Here is a 17,141-nt window from a genome sequence, read left to right as displayed (position 1 = left end):
GTGGTAGCCAGTACGCCAGCGAGGTTTATCGTGCGCTGCTCAGGCGGCATGGCCTGGTGTTGAGCATGAGCCGCAAGGGAAATTGCTGGGACAACGCGGTCATGGAACGCTTCTTCCTGAACCTGAAAATGGAGCGGGTCTGGCAACGTGACTACGCCAATCATGCCGAGGCTATGACCGATATCGCCGACTACATCGTCGGCTTCTACAACAACGTGCGTCTGCACTCCAGCTTGGGCTATCTGCCACCCACCCGCTACGAGCGCAGGCCACCCAGACAACCTATCGAAGTGTCCGAAATTATTTGACCACCACAGGGTTTCAACCGGCAATCTCCGTGCTAGCCGGCTAACGCCGAAACACCAACGCACGCCGAACGGTCCCCTCTCCCTTCAGGGAGAGGGTTAGGGAGAGGGTGCTCTTCAGCACAGGCACCACCCACGACCGGCAGAACACCCTTCGCGAGCAAGCTCGCTCCTACGAAATAAAAAAGCGCGGCACACCCCGAAGGACTGGCCGCGCAACACGCTCAACAGGGAATCAGAACTGCTCAGCCTCCAGCGCATAGAGGCTTTCGCTACCGGCCCGCACCGCACTGGCCAGAGACTCGGTACGCGGCAGCAGGCGGGCGAAGTAGAAACGCGCCGTAGCCAGCTTGCCCTGGTGGAAGTCATCGGCCTGGCCGCTGGCGGCGCGGGCCATGCGCGCCCACATGTAGGCGTAGGCGGTGTAGCCGAACAGGTGCAGGTAGTCCACCGCCGCGGCGCCGGGTTCGCGCGGGTCTTGCTTGGCGCGTTCCTGGAGTTGCCGGGTGAGGGCTTCCAGCTGGTCCAGGGCTTCCACTAGCGGGGCGCTGAACTCGTCGTCCGCCGCGGCTTCGGCGAAGGCGCGGACTTCCCCGGCGAACAGCGCCAGCAGCTCGCCGCCGTTGGCCAGCACCTTGCGTCCGACCAGGTCCAGGGCCTGGATGCCGTTGGTGCCTTCGTAGATCTGCGCGATGCGCACGTCGCGCACCAGCTGTTCCTGGCCCCATTCGCGGATGTAGCCGTGGCCGCCGAACACCTGCTGGCCGTGCACGCAGCTTTCCAGCCCGGTGTCGGTGAAGAAGGCCTTGGCCACCGGGGTGAGCAGCGCCACCAACCCTTCGGCGCGGCTGCGCTCTTCTGCGTCGTCGCCGTACTTGGCGATGTCCAGTTGCTGCCCGAGGTAGGTGGCGAAGGCGCGGCCGCCCTCGGTCAGGGCCTTCATGGTCAGCAGCATGCGGCGCACGTCGGGATGGACGATGATCGGGTCGGCGGCCTTGTCCTTGGCCACCGGGCCGGTCGGGGCGCGGCTCTGGATGCGCTCGCGGGCGTAGCCCACGGCGGCCTGGTAGGACATCTCGGCGCAGCCGATGCCCTGGATGCCGATGGATAGGCGCTCGTAGTTCATCATGGTGAACATCGCCGCCAGGCCCTTGTTCGGCTCGCCGACCAGCCAGCCGGTGGCGCCGTCGAAGTTCATCACGCAGGTGGCCGAGGCCTTGATGCCCATCTTGTGCTCGATGGAGCCGCAGCTGACCGGGTTGCGCGCGCCGAGGGAGCCGTCTTCGCCGACCAGCACTTTCGGCACGAGGAACAGCGAGATGCCCCGCGAGCCGGCCGGCGCGTCGGGCAGCTTGGCCAGCACCAGGTGGATGATGTTCTCGGTCAGGTCCTGCTCGCCGCCGGTGATGAAGATCTTGGTGCCGCTGACTTTGTAGCTGCCGTCGGCCTGGGGTTCGGCGCGGGTGCGTATCAGCCCCAGGTCGGTGCCGGCGTGGGGTTCGGTGAGGCACATGGAGCCGGCCCAGCGGCCTTCGTACATGGCCGGCAGGTACTTCTGCTTCAGCGCTTCGCTGGCATGGGCGTCCAGCGCCAGGCAGGCGCCGGCGGAGAGGGTGGAGTAGAGGGCGAAGCTGGCGTTGGCCGCGTAGACCATTTCCTCGAACTGCACCGAGAGCATCTTCGGCATGCCCATGCCGCCGAAGTCCGGGTTGCCGGCCAGGCCGACCCAGCCGCCCTCGGCGTAGGTGGCATAAGCCTCGCGGAAGCCGGCCGGGGTGCTGACCGCGCCGTCCTTCCATTGCGCGCCCTGTTCGTCGCCGCTGCGGTTGAGCGGGGCGAGCAGGGTGCCGGTGATTTTCGCCGCTTCTTCGAGGATGGCCTCGGCGGTGTCGGCGTCCACCCGCTCGGCCAGGGCCGGCAGGCGGCGCCACAGGGCCGGGGCGTCGAACACCTCGGTGAGCAGGAAGCGCATGTCGCGCAGCGGAGCCTTGTAGTCGGGCATGAATGTACCTCGGCGCCCCGGTCTGGCCGGGGCGCTATCGCAAGTGGGAAGGGGAGGTCAGAGCTTCTGGGCCCAGTCGCGCAGGACGAACTTCTGCACCTTGCCGGTGGAGGTCTTCGGCAGCTCGGTGAAGACCACGGTCTTGGGCACCTTGAAGCCGGCCAGGTGCTCGCGGCAGAAGGCGATGACCTGCGCCGCCTCGGTGTCGGCATGGCCGGCCTTGAGGGTGACGAAGGCGCACGGGGTTTCGCCCCAGCGCTCGTCCGGGCGCGCCACCACGGCCGCTTCCAGCACCGCCGGGTGGCGGAACAGCACGCCCTCGACCTCGATGGTGGAGATGTTCTCGCCGCCGGAGATGATGATGTCCTTCAGCCGGTCGCGGATCTCCACGTAGCCGTCGGGGTGCCACACCGCCAGGTCGCCGGTGTGGAACCAGCCGCCGGCGAAGGCTTCCTCGGTGGCGCTGGGGTTCTTCAGGTAGCCCTTCATCACGGTGTTGCCGCGCATGAAGATCTCGCCGACGCTCTGGCCGTCGCGGGGCACCGGCTCCAGCGTCTTCGGATCGGCGACCATCACGCCTTCCAGTGTCGGGTAGCGCACGCCCTGGCGCGACTTGATCCTGGCCCGCTCGTCCAGCGGCAGCTCGTCCCATTCCTCGTGCCAGGCGCACACGGTGACCGGGCCGTAGACCTCGGTGAGGCCGTAGACGTGGGTGACGCGGATGCCCATTTCCTCCACCGCGCCAATGACCTTGGCCGGCGGCGCGGCGCCGGCGACCATGGCGTGCACCGGGTGGTCGATGGCGGCCTTGGCCGAGTCGGGCATGTTGATCAGCGCGTTGAGCACGATGGGCGCGCCGCACATGTGGCTGACGCGGTGCTCGCGGATCAGGGTGAGGATCTTCTGCGGGTCGACGCGGCGCAGGCACACGTGGGTGCCGGCCAGCGCGGTGACCGTCCAGGGGTAGCACCAGCCGTTGCAGTGGAACATCGGCAGGGTCCACAGATACACCGGGTGCTGGCCCATGGACCAGGTCATCTGGTTGCCCAGCGAGTTCAGGTAGGCGCCGCGGTGGTGGTAGACCACGCCCTTGGGGTTGCCGGTGGTGCCGGAGGTGTAGTTCAGCGAGATGGCGTCCCACTCGTCGCGCGGCCAGGCCCAGGCGTACTCGGGGTCGCCCTCGGCCAGCAGGGCCTCGTAGTCCAGGCTGCTGACCGGCTCGCCCTCGCCGTATTCCGGGTCGTCGACGTCGATCACCAGCGGCGGGTGGTCGAGCATGCCCAGGGCGGCGCGGATCACGTCGTGGAACTCACGGTCGGTGATCAGCACCTTGGCCTCGCCGTGCTGCAGCATGAAGGCGATGGCCTCGGCGTCCAGGCGCACGTTGAGGGTGTTGAGCACCGCGCCGATCATCGGGATGGCGAAGTGCGCCTCCAGCATCTGCGGGGTGTTGGGCAGCATCACCGCGACGGTGTCGCCACGGCCGATGCCGCGCCAGGCCAGGGCCGAGGCCAGGCGGCGGCAACGCTGGTAGGTTTCGCGCCAGGTGCGGCGCAGGCTGCCGTGGATCACGGCGGTGCGGTCGGGGTAAACGCTGGCGGTGCGTTCGATGAAGCTCAGCGGGGTCAGCGCGGTATGGTTGACCGAGGCAGGCGCGAGACCCTGTTCGAAGATCGACATATGGACACCCTGTGGCTGATTGTTAGCTCATTGTTCTTGGCTGCCCGCAGGCGGGTCGGGCGGCTGATGGGGCGATTTATAGCAATGCCGAGATAGTTATGGAAGTACAACCATATGCTTATGGTATAAATACTATATTCCAATAAAAGCGCCCGGAACTGCCTCCATGCCTGAACTCAACACCCTGGTGCGCCTGCTCCGCGAGCCCGCGCCGGCGGCCGCCCAGGCCGATGCGCTGCTCGCCCTGTGCCGCGCCCGCGCACCCCTGGAACGCGCGCTCTACCTGGCCTGGCGGCCGCGTTCGCGCAGCTACGAGGCGCTTGGCGACGAACGCCTGCCGCCGGGCGCCGGCGACCCGCTGCAGGCCAACGACGAGGCCCTGCATGCCGCCTGCGCCGGCCGCCGCGACATGCCCCTGGACGAACTGCTGGCGCTGCCCGGCTGGCTGGGCGGGCGCCTGCGCCGCGCCGGCTGGAGCCATGGGCTGGCGTTGAACCTGGCCCTGGGCGGCGAACCCGGGCTGTTGCTGCTGGCCGCGCGGGATGCCGCCGCCACGCCCTGGCTGGGCTGGGTCGGCGAGCTGCTGGGTGAAGTAATGGCGCTGGCCGGCGGCGCACGCCGCACCGCGCCGCTGCTGGCCGCCGAGCCGTTGCCGGCGTTGCTGCTGGATGGCGACGGGCAGTTGCTCGACGGCAACCCGGCGCTGCATGGCCTGGCCGCCGAACTGGGCCTGGACGACGTGCGCGAGCTGCTGCCGAGCAACCACCGCGAGCTGCTGCGCAGTTGCCTGGCCCAGGCCCGCGCGGTGCAGGACGCGCCCAGCGAGCAGGGCGGCCGGCACTTCCTCTGGAGCTTCATCCCCGACGCCGGCCAGGCCGAGGTGCTGGTGCGCGGCCGCGAGGCCAGCGCGCAGATCCAGGGCGAGCGCGAGGCGGCCCAGGCGCGGCGGCTGTACCGGCAGATCATCGAGAACACCAGCGACCTGATTTCCCGCCGCACCCTCGACGGCGTCATCCTCGACGCCTCGCCCTCGTCCTGGCCGCTGCTGGGCTACTGGCCGGAGGAGATGCGCGGCCAGTCGGTGCTGCCGCTGCTGCACCCGGGCGACCGCAAGCGCGTGGCCCGCCACACCCGCGACGCCCTGGAGCAGGACGGCTACGCGACCCTGACCTACCGCCTGCGCCACCGCGACGGCCACTACCTGTGGTTCGAGACCGCCAGCCGCGCCATCCGCGAGACCTACACCGGGGCGGTGGTGGAGGTGGTCAGCGTGTCCCGCGATATCACCGCGCGGGTGCGCGTCGAGGAGAACCGCCGGCGCCTGGCCGAGGTGGTGGAGGCCAACGCCGACCTGGTGCTGTTCGTCGATGCCGGCGCTCGCCCCAACTACGCCAACCCGGCGGCGCGCAAGGCGCTGAACCTGGGCGAGGACGGCTTGCCGGAGAGCCTCGCCGGGCTGTTCGACGAAGCCCTGCTGCAACGCCTGGCGGAGGAGGGCTGGAAGGCGGTGGACAGCCAGGGCGTGTGGCGCGCCGAGGGCCAGCTGCGGCCGCTGGGCGATGGCGCGCCGGTGCCGGTGTCGCTGGTGCTGCTGGGCCACCGCGCGGCCGGCGGCGAGCGCTACTACTCACTGGTGGCCCGCGACATGACCGAGCGCGAACTGCGCGAGCACCAGCAGCGCCGCCACCAGGACGAGCTGGCCCACAGCGCGCGCCTGGTCACCCTCGGTGAGCTGGCCTCGGGCATCGCCCACGAGATCAACCAGCCGCTGGCCGCGGTGGTCAACTACGCCGGCGCCAGCCAGCGCTACCTGGCGGCCCTGGGCAGCAACCCGGAGGCGGCGCAGCGCGTGGCCCAGGGCCTGGCGCGCATCACCGAGCACGCCAACCATGCCTCGGAAGTCATCCGCCGCCTGCGCGCCTTCCTGCGCAAGGGCCAGCGCCGCCTGCAGGCGCTGGACGTCAACGAGCTGGTGCGTGAGTCCCTTGGCCTGTGCGCCTGGGAAGCGGGGCAGGGCGGGGTAGCCATCGGCCAGGCGCTGGCGGAGAATCTGCCGCCGGTCTACGCCGACCGGGTGTTGCTGCAACAGGTGCTGCTGAACCTGCTGCGCAACGCCATCGAGGCCAACCGCGAGCGCCACGCCGGCGCGCCTTCGGCCATCGCCATCGGCTCGGCGCTGGAGGCGGACGGCCGGCTCTGCGTGTGGGTGGAAGACAACGGCCCGGGGGCCGACGAAGAGACGCTGGGGCGCATGTTCACGCCCTTCTACAGCAGCAAGCCGGACGGCCTGGGCCTGGGGCTGTCGATGAGCCGCGGCATGGTCGAAGGCTTCGGCGGCACCCTGGACGCGCGCCCGGCGGCCGACGGCCTGCGCCTGGAGTGCCGGCTGCCGGCGGCCGGCGAAGGGGGCAAGGCATGATGGAAAAAGCACAGGAGCAGGGCATGGAAGTACCGCAAGAGGCGGTGGTGTACGTGGTGGACGACGACCCGGGCATGCTCGAGTCCACGGTCTGGCTGTTCGAGTCGGTGGGTCTGAAGGCGCTGCCCTTCACCAGCGGCCGCGACTTCCTCGACGCCTGCCCGGCCGACGCCCACGGCTGCGTGCTGCTGGACGTGCGCATGCCCGGCCTGGGCGGCCTGAGCGTGCAGGAGGAAATGCGCCGGCGCGGCCTGGAGCTGCCGGTGATCTTCGTCAGCGGCCACGCCGACGTGCCCATCGTCATCCGCGCCTTCAAGGCCGGCGCGCTGGACTTCATCGAGAAGCCCTACAACGAGCAGCTGCTGCTCGACAGCGTGCAGCAGGCCCTGCAATCCCGCGCCCGCCAGCACGCCTCGCAAGCCGGCCTGGGCGAGGTGGACGAACGCCTCGCCGCGCTCACCCCGCGCGAGCGCGACGTGCTGCTGCCGCTGGTGCGCGGCTACACCAACCGCGAGGTGGCGGAGCAGCTGGATATCAGCGTGAAGACCGTGGACCTGTACCGGGCGCGGGTGATGAAGCGGATGCAGGCGCAGACGCTGGCCGACCTGGTGGGGATGGCTATTGCGGCGGGGTTGGTGGATCCGCTGCGGTTGCGGCCGTAGAGCACCCTCACCCCAGCCCTCTCCCGCAAGCGGGAGAGGGGGCTGTTCGGCGTCAACCTGTAGGAGCGGGCCCTGCCCGCGATTCGCGCGCAGGGCGCGCTCCTACAGGGGAATGGCGCGAGCGGGGCAGCGTAGGAGCGGATCTTATCCGCGATTGTGCTGCCCGGGATCGACATATCGCGGACGGAGTCCGCTCCTACGACCGTGCCTCCCTGGAGCCGTAGGGCGGATAACCGTTCGCGGTTATCCGCCGATACACCGGGGCCATAGCCAGCGCCAAGGTCAACCCTGGCGCCGCCGGAAGCCAGGGCCAAACGGCGGATAACGCCATAGGCGTTATGCGCCCTACGTGAAACGCCGCTGACCACCGAGGCATCCCCGGGGAGCTAACCCCCCACCGCCGTTGTCTGAAACAAGGCGGGTATACTCGCCCGCCTGCCCGAACCCCAGGAGCCACGCTTGTCGAAGTCCCGTCCGTCGCGCCCGCTGCTTTCACTGGTCCTTGCCGCCGGCCTCAGCGCCAGCGCGGCGCTGTATGCCTGCCCGGCCGGGCAGTCGGAGGTCTGCCTGGGCGGCTGCATCTGCGTTGCCGACCCTGACGGGATATTCGGCGTGCTCCAGGAAGACGCCCGCAACGTCGCCGCACCCGCCCTGGCGCAGTGGCTCAGCCAGTCCCGCGAGCGCATGGTGGCCGCCGGCGTGCAGCCGCTGCCGCTGGACCTGCGCGCGCAACTGCAGGCCTGGTACCCGGACGACCTGCTGCAGGCAGTGCGCTACCGCGTCGGCCAGGGCCAGGACGTCGACGCCGCCAGCGCCATGCTGCAGAACCAGGACGTGGTCGCCGTGACGCTGATCGACGTGGTGGTGTTCCGCAACGAGGACGACGCGCTGCACAACCTGGCCCTCTGGGCCCACGAGCTCAAGCACGTGCAGCAGTACCGCGAGCTGGGCGTGGACGGCTTCGCCCGCCAGTACGTGCGCAACTTCAGCGCCCTGGAAGACCCGGCCTACGCCATCCAGAACCAGGTCTCCCGGGAAGTGCGCAGCGCACGGGCGCCGGCCGGCGACTAGCCGGGTTCGCCGCCGGTTGGCAGGCGCTGCGGCGCGTTTGATGCACATCAAGGGGCCGATAACGACGAAGGCGCAGGCTTAGGGCACAACCCCTGTCCCCCTCCGGAGGTCCCCCATGAACGCCTACACGCGCCTGCTGCTGATCTGCGATCCCCTGCTCCGTGACTCCGCCGCCATGGCGCGGGCCAAGGCCCTGGCGCTGGCCGGTGGCGGCCACCTGCACATGGTTACCCTGGATGCCCTGCCGGTGGGCCTGGGCGTGCTCGACAGCGTGCTGCAGACCCGCGCCCGCGAAGAAACCCGGCTGCGCCAGGAGCGCTGGCTGGAGGAACGCGCCGGGGAGCTGCGCGCCCAGGGCGTCGAGGTCGGCGTCGAGGCGATCTGGACCGAGAACCCGCTGGAGGAGGCGCTGCGCCTGGTGGAGCAGCACGGCATCGACCTGGTGGTGAAGGACAGCCAGTACGAGCCGGCCCTGAGCCGGGCGATCATGACGCCCCTGGACTGGCAACTGCTGCGCCGTTGCCCGGTGCCGCTGCACCTGGTCAGCACCGCCGACAACCCGCGCCCGCAGCGGGTGCTGGCCGCGCTGGACCTGTCCCAGGACGACGTGCTCGTCGACCAGCTCAACGACCACATCGTCGAGTCGGCGCAGGCCCTGGCCCGGCAGTGCGGCGCCGAGCTGCACCTGCTGCAGGCCTATGACCTGGCCAGCGGTTACCTGGCCTATGCCGCCGGGCCCGTGGCCTGGTCGCCGGAAGTCGCCGAGCAGATGAGTGGCCGCTCGCGCCAGCGCATGGACCGCATCGGCGAGCGCTTCGGCGTCGGCCGGCCCTACCAGCACCTGGTCAAGGGCGCGGCCACCCAGGTCATCAGCGAATTCGCCAACGAGAAGCGCTTCGACGTGGTGGTCATGGGCACCCTCTATCGCCCGGGCCTGGCGAAGATCATCGGCAGCACCACCGAACAGGCGCTGTACCGGGTGCATTCGGGCATTCTCGCGGTCCGGCCCTGAGGCGCGCGGCCATGAAGATGGTCGCGTTCCTCGCCCTGCTGCTGTCGCTCTGGGCCATCGCCGTGGTGGCCTGGATGATGCTGCGTTACACCCCCGCCGGCGGCGACGCCCAGTACGTGTTCCTCTGGGACCGCTGGGAGAACCGCGTGTGCCTGGTGTCCATCGGCAACCCGTCGCGGATCATCTGCGACCCGCGCTCGCTCTGGGTGGAACAGCAGAAGGACGACGGGCCCACGGCGCGTCGTCCTTGATAGCAGGCGCTCAGCTGCCGTGGCGCCGTTGCTCGGCGTCGCGGCGACGGGCCTCGGCCAGCGCGTGGGGCGCGGACAGGCGTTGCTGCAGGCGCTCCAGGTAGTCGCGAGCCTGGGTTTCGTCGTGGAAGGGCACCCGGAACTGGTCGAGCTGGACGTAGCAGTGGCCATCGCGGGTGTGCAGCAGTTGCGTGCGCATGGAAGCCTCCTGGCGGAGCCGACGGGGAAGTGGACTGCAACCACTTGTACGCCGCGCAGGGGGCGACGGCTTGATCCGCATCAACCTAGCGCAGCGGGCGCTGCCGGCCACAGCCGGACGGCAGCGCGGCGCTTTCTCAGCAGTCGCCCTGCAGGGCGGCCCTTTCCTGGCGGCGGCTGGCGGCCAGGGAGATCGACCAGAGCACGAAACCGCCGATGGCCAGCAGGCTGCCCACCCAGCCCGGCGAGGTCCAGCCGTAGCCGGCGGCCAGGGCCAGGCCGCCGAGGAACGGGCCCAGGGCGTTGGCGAAGTTGAAGGCCGAGTGGTTCAGCGCCGCGGCCAGGCCCTGGGCGTCCTCGGCCACGTCCATCAGGCGCGTCTGCAGCACCGTGCCGAGGGCGCCGCCGAAGCCGACGAAGAACACGCAGACCGCGATGCTCCAGATGTTGCCGGCGGTGAACGGGAAGATCGCCAGCACCACCGCGCTCCACACCAGCAGGCCGCCGGCGGTGGGCATCAGCGCGCGGTCGGCGAGCACCGGGATGAACATGTTGCCGAGGGTCATGCCGACGCCGAACACCGCCAGCACCAGCGGCACCACGGCGGGGGAGACGTGGGTGACCGCGCCGAGGATGTCGGCCAGGTAGGTGTATACCGCGAACAGGCCGCCGAAGCCGATGGCGCCGATGCCCAGGGTCAGCCACACCTGGCCGCGCTTCAGCGCGCCCAGCTCGCGCAGCGGGCTGGCGCCGGCCTCGGGCGGCGAGTACGGCGCCAGCAGGCGCACGCAGAGCATGGTGGTCACGCCCAGGGCGGCGACCAGCGCGAAGCTCCAGCGCCAGCCCAGGGCCTGGCCCAGCCAGTTGGCCAGGGGCACGCCGATGATGGTGGCCACGGTCAGGCCGAGGAACATCCGTCCGACCGCCACCGTGCGCCGGTGCGGCGGCACCAGCGAGGCGGCCACCAGCGCGGCGATGCCGAAATAGGCGCCGTGGGGCAGGCCGCTGATGAAGCGGAACAGCAGCATCCAGTGGTAGGTCGGCGCCAGCGCGCTGAGGCCGTTGCCGATGGCGAACAGCCCCATCAGCAGCACCAGCAGGGTGCGCCGCGGCAGGCGCGCGCCGAGCACCGCCAGCAGCGGCGCGCCCACCACCACGCCCAGGGCGTAGGCGCTGATCACATGGCCGGCGGTGGGCGCATCGATGCCCAGGGCCGGGGCGAAGAGCGGCAGCAGGCTCATGGTGGCGAACTCGGTGGTGCCGATGGCGAAGCCGCCCACGGCGAGGGCGAATAGCACCAGGGCCGCACCGCGGCTGCGCGGTTCGGTTGTGGAGGTAGTCATCAGGGGTCCTTTGGTCTTATGCGGTGCGCCGGGGCGCGGCTGTCACGGGGAGCACGGTCAAGGCAGTGACCGACAGCGAAAGGACGCACAGGATAGCAGAAGGTTCCGCCGGGGTGGACGGAAGGCTCGGAATAGACGGGTAGGGCGTTGGTCGTTTGGACTGGGTAAAGCGGCATCCATGTTTGTAGGAGTGTTCCTGGTAGGTGTGGCTATCAGGGTGATGGGTATCGCTTCGCTCTACCCATCCTACGTCAGGGTTTGTGCTGCTTTGCGGGATGGGGGCTGGGTCGGGAAGCGTCGGCGGAAGGGGGCTGGAGAGGGGCGACACCTTGCTTGGCGGGCAGCGGGGGCGGGCTGCCGGCGGGGCGATGACGGATTTGGATACTGAGTAGTATGTTGATTGCAAGACGGGATTCCGGCCTGCCCGGGATTCGTCGTCACTTTTCGAAACCTACTCGGTAGTATTTCCCATGAGCATCATCTGGAGCCCACCGCTGACCGCCGACGAGCGCCGCTGGCAGGAGATCGCCCGGCTGCTCGGCGAACGGCATTTCCGCCCGCTGGCCGCCGAGATCGACCGCGACCAGCGCTACCCGCTGGAACACCTGCCCGTGCTGCTGGAAAACCGCCTGAGCGGCATGTTCGTGCCCCGCGAACATGGCGGCGAAGGGGCGTCGCTGTGCGCGCTGGTGGCCGTAGTCGAGGAGCTGGCGCGCGGCTGCGCTTCCACCGCCGCGATCATGGCGGCCTTGTCCCTCGGCGCGTTCCCCGTGCTGCTCGGCGGCAGCGACGCGCAGAAGCGCCGGCTGCTGGGCGGGCTCGCCGAAACCGGGGCCGCGGTGAACTTCGCGCTCAGCGAGCGTGGCGCGGGTTCCGACCCCGCCGCCCTGCAGACCACCGCCACCCGCACGGGCAAGGGCTGGCGGATACGCGGCGAGAAATGCTGGCTGGGCAACGGCGGCCACTCCCGGCACTTCATCGTCTTCGCCGCCACCGGCGAGAACGCCGGGAGGAAGGCCATCAGCGCCTTCGTCGTGGCCCGGGACGCCGAGGGCGTGGTGATCGACCACTACGAAGACAAGCTGGGCATCCGCGGCACCACCACCACCAACCTGAAGCTGGACACCTACGTCGAGGACGACGCCGTCGTCGGCGAAGCCGGCAAGGGCCTGGGCCTGGCGCTGGCCACCCTTGGCGTGGGGCGCGTGGTCATCGCCGCCCAGGCCAACGGCATCGCCCTGGCGGCATTCGAGGAGGCCGCGGCCCATGCGGTGGAACGCAGCACCTTCGGGCGCCCGATCATCGACCACCAGGGCGTCGGCTTCAAACTGGCCGACGCCGTCACCTCGCTGTCCGCGGCCCGCATGCTGACCTACGAAGCCGCCCGCGCATACGACCGCGGCGACGACATAACCGGGCTGGGGGCGATGGCCAAGCTGTTCTCCAGCGAATCTTCCCACCGCATTGTGGACGATGCCCTACAGATTCTGGGTGGCCGGGGCTACGTAAAGCCCAGCGCGATGGAACGTTATTATCGCGACCAGCGGATCACCGAAATCTACGAAGGCACTTCGGAGATCCAGCGGGTGGTCCTGGCGCGCCAGGTAAAACATTCGTTGTGTGCAAACCCGAACAAGAAGGAATGAAGTGTGGCTAATAAATCCGTCCGTTACGAAAACATGCCGCTGCGTCAGTCGGCGATATTGGATGCCGCGGCAGAGGCGTTTTCCAGAGTTGGTTATGAAGCAACTTCGATCGATTACGTGGCGGATCAGATACAGGCTACCAAGGGCAGTGTTTATTACTACTACCGGAGCAAGGGGGACCTGTTCGCCGCCGTGCACCGGCGGGCCATGGAAATGAACCTGGAAAGCGTTGCGCCCATCGCCGCGGACGTAGCCCTGGGCGCGGACCAGCGGCTGCGGCGGATGGCGATCGAACATACCCGGCTGATGATGGAATACACGTCCTACCAGCGGGTGACCGTGCAGGGCGTCGAGATGCACCTCACCGGCAGCCTGACCGATGCCCAGCGCGCCGAGATGCAGCGGCTCATCGTCATGCGCGACGAATACGAAGCGCTGTTTCGCGAAGTGATAGAGGAGGGAATCGTCGCCGGCATATTCAAGTCCGTCGATTCGCACCTGTTGGTCAAGCCGCTGTTGGGGGCATTGAACTGGACGACCATGTGGTATCGCCGGCAACCGGGCGAAACGGATATGCAGCGGCTGAAAGTTGCAGAAGATATTGCGGATTACGTCGTAGATGGTCTCAGGCAAACCTAAAACAACTAGAAGGTAGTAGAGATGAATACGGTAGTCGATAAAGAAACCAGCGAGGCATGGCATGCGGTAGCGCACTGGTACCACTCGTTTTTCACTGGGATGGTACTTTCCTCGGTGACCCGGCAAGGCACATCCCGCGCGGCGGAACTGGTCTACCAGGTGTTCTGCCGCCAACGCTCGGAACGGTTCCTCCAGGGCCTGGCGAAACTGGGCATCGACAAGCTCCCGCCCGCGGTGGCCGCCGCGCAATATCACTACCTGTCGAACAACATCGGCGGCGTCTGCGTCGAGTACATGTACGAGAGCGACCGCAAGGCCTGGGTGCGCTACACGCCGCCGCGCTGGATCTGGTCGGGCACCGCGCTGTGCGGCATCCCCTCGGAGGTTTCCGCGGCCATGCTGCGTGGCTGGCATGCGCAGAACGGCGTCACCCTGGGCAACCCGCGCCTGGGCTTCGTCTGCACCAAGCAGACCGCCGACGGCCAGTCCGGCCTCGAAGGCTACTACTACGAATACGACGCGCCCCTGGCGCCCCACGAGCGGCTGCGCTTCGCCCGCCACGAAGACGCCCCGGACTTCGACCCGGCCGCCGCGCCCACGCTGCCCTCCAGTGATTGGCCGCAGGCGCGCATCGAGAAGGCCAGCCGCAACTATGCGATGGAATACGTCCGCTCGACCCTGCCCACCGCCGTCGACCTCTTTGGCCCCAGCGAGGCGGTGAACGTGCTGCGCCTGTCGGCGCGCCAGGTCGCCATGCAGTGTTATCACGAGACGGCGGCGCGTCTGGGCGTGGCGCAGGACAAGTCGCTGCACGCCTTCGTCGACTTCCTGGCCAGGCTGGCCCGGGCCCAGGGCGACGAGGTCACGGTGCAGGAAAGCGCCGACGGCTACGCCATCACCCAGCATGGCTGGACGCTGTTCGGCCAGGCCCGGGCCCTGCACCCGGCGGTCTTCGACATCTGGAACGGCCTGCTGGAAGGCGCCGCCGATGCGCACAACCACCGGCTGGCGCTGAGCGTCACCCACAAGGACCTGGCCAACGGCCGCTTCACCTGGCACGTCGGGGGAGGTGTGTGATGGCCGGCGCACTGGAAGGACTGCGCGTCATCGACGCCTCGCGGGTTCTCGCCGGGCCCTTCGCCGCGCAGATACTGGCGGACCACGGCGCCGATGTGGTCAAGGTGGAAGGCCCCGAGGGCGACGAGTGCCGGGGCTTCGGCCCGCCGTTCGTGGAGGGCAGCGCGGCCTACTTCAACGCGGTGAACCGCAACAAGCGGGCGATCACCCTGGACATGGGCTCCGAGGCCGGCCGCGAAGTGTTCTGGACGCTGCTGGAAAGCGCCGACGTGCTCATCGAGAACTTCAAGGCGAGCACCTTGCGCGCCTGGGGCATCGAGTCGCCGCTGGAGATCACCCGGCGCCTGCCCAGGCTCGTGCATTGCCGCATCACCGGCTTCGGCGACGACGGCCCGCTCGGCGAACTGCCCGGCTACGACGCCGTGGTCCAGGCGCTGTCCGGCCTGATGAGCATCAATGGCGAACCCGGGCGGCTGCCGGTCAGGCTGGGCTCGCCCATCGTCGACATGTGCACCGGCATGAACGCGGCGCTCGCGGCCCTGCTGGCGCTGCACGAGCGCAACGGCAGCGGCCGCGGGCAGATGGCCGACGTCGCCCTGTACGACAGCGGGGTGAGCATGGCGCACCCGTACCTGGCGAACTTCCTGGCCTCGAAGGTGCCGCCCAAGCCGGTCGGCAATGGCCATCCGAACATCGTGCCCTACGACCTGTTCGAGACGGCGGGCGCGCCGATATTCGTCGCCGTGGCGAACAACCGGCAGTTCCGCCTGCTCGCCCAGCTGCTGGGGGCGCCCGGCCTGGCGGACGATGCGCGGTACGCCAGCAACGGGCTGCGCGTCGAGAACCGCGCCGCGCTCGAAGTCGAACTGAAAAGGCTGTTCAGGCAAGTCCGCGGCGAGGCGTTCGGCGAGGAGCTGCTGCGCAAGGGCGTGCCGGCCGCGGCCATCCTCGACGTCGGGACGGTGGCGCAGGCGCCGCATACGCTGCATCGCCAGATGGTCATGGACGAGGAGGGCTACAGCGGCCCGGGCATCCCGGTGAAGCTGGCGCGCACGCCGGGCGCCTTGCGCAGGCGGCCGCCCCGGCTCGACGAGCACCGCGACGAAGTGCTCATGGCGTATGGCTTTTCCAGTGCGCAGATAAAGGCGCTCGCCGAGCGCGGCGTATTCGGCGCCGAACGGGAGCCTTGAGGCTGCCCGCGCGCCTTTCGCGCCTGGGCCGGCCGCAAGGCTGACCCGCACTCACCAGCACGATCAATCGAATAGCGGCTGTCCCTCTGCGAAGAGCGGGCAAGGGCCTTTGCATGCTTTTCGCAGGCAGCCAACGGGTGGAGAACAACGATGCAATCAGCAACCCCCGCAATAACGCTGGCCGATCTGAACCCGTCGGACGTCGACGCGACCTATCGGAAACTCAACCTGAGAATCCTGCCTTTCCTGTTCATCTGCTACGTGCTCGGCTTCATCGACCGGGTGAACATCAGCTTCGCCCACCTGGAGTTCAGCGCCGACATCGGCCTCAGCGAAGCCGCCTACGGCTTCGGCGTGGGCCTGTTCTTCGTCGGCTACATCCTCTTCGAAGTGCCGAGCAACCTGTGCCTGCAGCGATTCGGCGCGCGGGTCACCATCTCCCGGATCATGATCCTCTGGGGGCTGATCTCCACCTGCATGATGTTCGTGCAGACCCCCATGCAGTTCTACGTCGCGCGCATAGCGCTGGGCTGCGCCGAGGCGGGCTTCCTGCCCGGGGTGATTCTCTACCTGACGTATTGGTACCCGTCCGGGCGCCGCGCCCGCGTCACCTCCAGGTTCATCCTCGGCATCGCCGCGGCCGGCACCATCGGCGGCATCGTCTCCGGCTGGATCATGCACAACATGGGCGGCGTGTACGGGCTGAAGGCCTGGCAGTGGCTGTTCCTGCTCGAAGGCTCGCCGTCCATCGTCGCCGGCGTGGTCGCCTACTTCTACCTGGCCGACAAGCCGGAGCAGGCGAAGTGGCTCAGCCCGGCGGAAAAGGCCATCGTCCAGGCGCACCTGGCCGAGGACGCCAGCGCCAAGGCCGCCGTCGAGAAGGGCCACGACTTCTCCGCGGCGCTGCGGAACCCGTGGGTCTACATCGCCGCCTTCGGCTACTTCGTCATTCCCTGGGCCGGCTCGGTGCTGAACTTCTGGGCCCCCACGCTGATCAAGCAGTCGGGCGTGACCAACGTCTGGTACATCGGACTGCTGTCCGCGCTGCCCTGGCTGGTCGGCGCGGTCGGCATGCTCATCGTCTGCTGGAACTCCGACCGGGTGGTGGAGCGCCGCTGGCACTTCATGACTTGCATCCTGGTGGTGGCCGGGGCCGTCGCCGCCATCGGCTACCTGCCGTCGAACTGGACGCTGTCGATCGTCCTGCTGTCGATCATGTGCGTCGGCTATCTCTCGGTGACGGCGCTGTTCTGGACCATTCCCACCGCGTTCCTGTCCGGCACGGCGGCGGCCGGGGGCATCGCGCTGATCAGCAGCCTGGGGCAGGTGGGTGGGTTGACCGCGCCCATCGTCATTGGCTGGGTGCGTGGGGCGACGGGGAGCTTGTCGTGGGGGATGTATACGGTTGCGCTGGTGTTGATCGCGGGGGGCCTGACCATTCTGCTGGGGATTCCCAGGCGTATGTTGCGGGAGAACAAGGCGAAGTAGGGGGCTTTTCACCGATGGGGCCGAGGTGCTTTTCGTAGGATGGGTTGAGCTTGCGAAACCCATGCGGTTGCGTTGATGGGTATCGCTTCGCTCAACGCCATCCTACGGGGCGTTGTGTTCACCGGTGGCTTCGGTGTTTCGGTTTGGCGCCTTTCCCT

General features: G+C 68.8%; 15 protein-coding genes. 11 read left to right on the top strand and 4 right to left on the bottom strand.

Annotated features, from left to right (window positions below; all coding sequences use genetic code 11):
• On the top strand, positions 1-308 hold a 308-nt coding region (locus BM060_RS29545; protein WP_143096609.1), incomplete at its 5' end, for an integrase core domain-containing protein.
• 232 nt (positions 309-540) lie between these two features.
• On the opposite strand, the gene BM060_RS29540 is transcribed toward BM060_RS29545, so the two are convergent.
• Both BM060_RS29540 and BM060_RS29535 read right to left on the bottom strand, forming a co-directional pair.
• Positions 541-2,307: an acyl-CoA dehydrogenase C-terminal domain-containing protein gene (locus BM060_RS29540; protein ID WP_074985715.1), complete on the bottom strand. Its 1,767-nt coding sequence runs from the start codon at positions 2,305-2,307 to the stop codon at positions 541-543.
• A 57-nt stretch (positions 2,308-2,364) separates the two neighbouring features.
• On the bottom strand, positions 2,365-3,987 hold the full coding sequence (locus BM060_RS29535; protein WP_009620014.1) for an acyl-CoA synthetase: 1,623 nt from the start codon (positions 3,985-3,987) through the stop codon (positions 2,365-2,367).
• A gap of 166 nt (positions 3,988-4,153) precedes the next feature.
• Here BM060_RS29535 and BM060_RS29530 point away from each other — a divergent pair, with 166 nt between their 5' ends.
• From BM060_RS29530 to BM060_RS29510, 5 genes are all read left to right on the top strand, one after another.
• Positions 4,154-6,406 (top strand): PAS domain-containing sensor histidine kinase, encoded by a 2,253-nt coding sequence (locus BM060_RS29530; protein ID WP_074985713.1) that lies wholly within the window; start codon positions 4,154-4,156, stop codon positions 6,404-6,406.
• Between the two features lie 23 nt (positions 6,407-6,429).
• Complete coding sequence (locus BM060_RS29525) at positions 6,430-7,068, top strand: response regulator transcription factor (RefSeq protein WP_074985710.1); 639 nt, start codon at positions 6,430-6,432, stop codon at positions 7,066-7,068.
• Between the two features lie 459 nt (positions 7,069-7,527).
• Entirely contained in the window at positions 7,528-8,139 is a 612-nt protein-coding gene (locus BM060_RS29520) for an eCIS core domain-containing protein (protein WP_074985707.1), read from the top strand.
• A gap of 115 nt (positions 8,140-8,254) precedes the next feature.
• Positions 8,255-9,151 carry a universal stress protein gene (locus tag BM060_RS29515; RefSeq protein WP_074985704.1) on the top strand — a complete coding sequence of 299 codons (897 nt, stop codon included), beginning with the start codon at positions 8,255-8,257 and terminating at the stop codon, positions 9,149-9,151.
• A gap of 11 nt (positions 9,152-9,162) precedes the next feature.
• Positions 9,163-9,402, top strand: coding sequence for a hypothetical protein (locus BM060_RS29510; RefSeq protein ID WP_009620020.1), 240 nt, complete (start codon positions 9,163-9,165; stop codon positions 9,400-9,402).
• Positions 9,403-9,412: 10 nt separating this feature from the next.
• Here the strand turns inward: BM060_RS29510 and BM060_RS29505 are convergent, their stop codons facing one another.
• A complete protein-coding gene (locus BM060_RS29505) occupies positions 9,413-9,601 on the bottom strand; it encodes a hypothetical protein (protein WP_074985701.1) in 189 nt (62 codons plus the stop codon).
• 136 nt (positions 9,602-9,737) lie between these two features.
• Positions 9,738-10,943: an MFS transporter gene (locus tag BM060_RS29500; protein WP_074985699.1), complete on the bottom strand. Its 1,206-nt coding sequence runs from the start codon at positions 10,941-10,943 to the stop codon at positions 9,738-9,740.
• A gap of 470 nt (positions 10,944-11,413) precedes the next feature.
• Here BM060_RS29500 and BM060_RS29495 point away from each other — a divergent pair, with 470 nt between their 5' ends.
• The 5 genes from BM060_RS29495 (at position 11,414) to BM060_RS29475 (ending at position 16,983) form a co-directional block, all read left to right on the top strand.
• Positions 11,414-12,589: an acyl-CoA dehydrogenase family protein gene (locus BM060_RS29495; protein ID WP_074985696.1), complete on the top strand. Its 1,176-nt coding sequence runs from the start codon at positions 11,414-11,416 to the stop codon at positions 12,587-12,589.
• 3 nt (positions 12,590-12,592) lie between these two features.
• Positions 12,593-13,228, top strand: coding sequence for a TetR/AcrR family transcriptional regulator (locus tag BM060_RS29490; RefSeq protein ID WP_083426864.1), 636 nt, complete (start codon positions 12,593-12,595; stop codon positions 13,226-13,228).
• 114 nt (positions 13,229-13,342) lie between these two features.
• Positions 13,343-14,305 (top strand): hypothetical protein, encoded by a 963-nt coding sequence (locus BM060_RS29485; RefSeq protein WP_245322933.1) that lies wholly within the window; start codon positions 13,343-13,345, stop codon positions 14,303-14,305.
• Positions 14,305-15,495, top strand: coding sequence for a CaiB/BaiF CoA transferase family protein (locus tag BM060_RS29480; RefSeq protein WP_074985689.1), 1,191 nt, complete (start codon positions 14,305-14,307; stop codon positions 15,493-15,495). The genes BM060_RS29485 and BM060_RS29480 overlap by 1 nt, the downstream gene beginning before the upstream one ends.
• A 150-nt stretch (positions 15,496-15,645) precedes the next feature.
• Positions 15,646-16,983 carry an MFS transporter gene (locus BM060_RS29475; protein WP_074985687.1) on the top strand — a complete coding sequence of 446 codons (1,338 nt, stop codon included), beginning with the start codon at positions 15,646-15,648 and terminating at the stop codon, positions 16,981-16,983.
• Positions 16,984-17,141 lie beyond the last annotated feature (158 nt).

The organism is Pseudomonas citronellolis (assembly GCF_900112375.1).
Taxonomy (GTDB): domain Bacteria; phylum Pseudomonadota; class Gammaproteobacteria; order Pseudomonadales; family Pseudomonadaceae; genus Pseudomonas; species Pseudomonas citronellolis.
The sequence above is the reverse complement of the archived record's forward strand: the minus strand, read 5'-3'. Positions and strand labels throughout refer to the sequence as shown.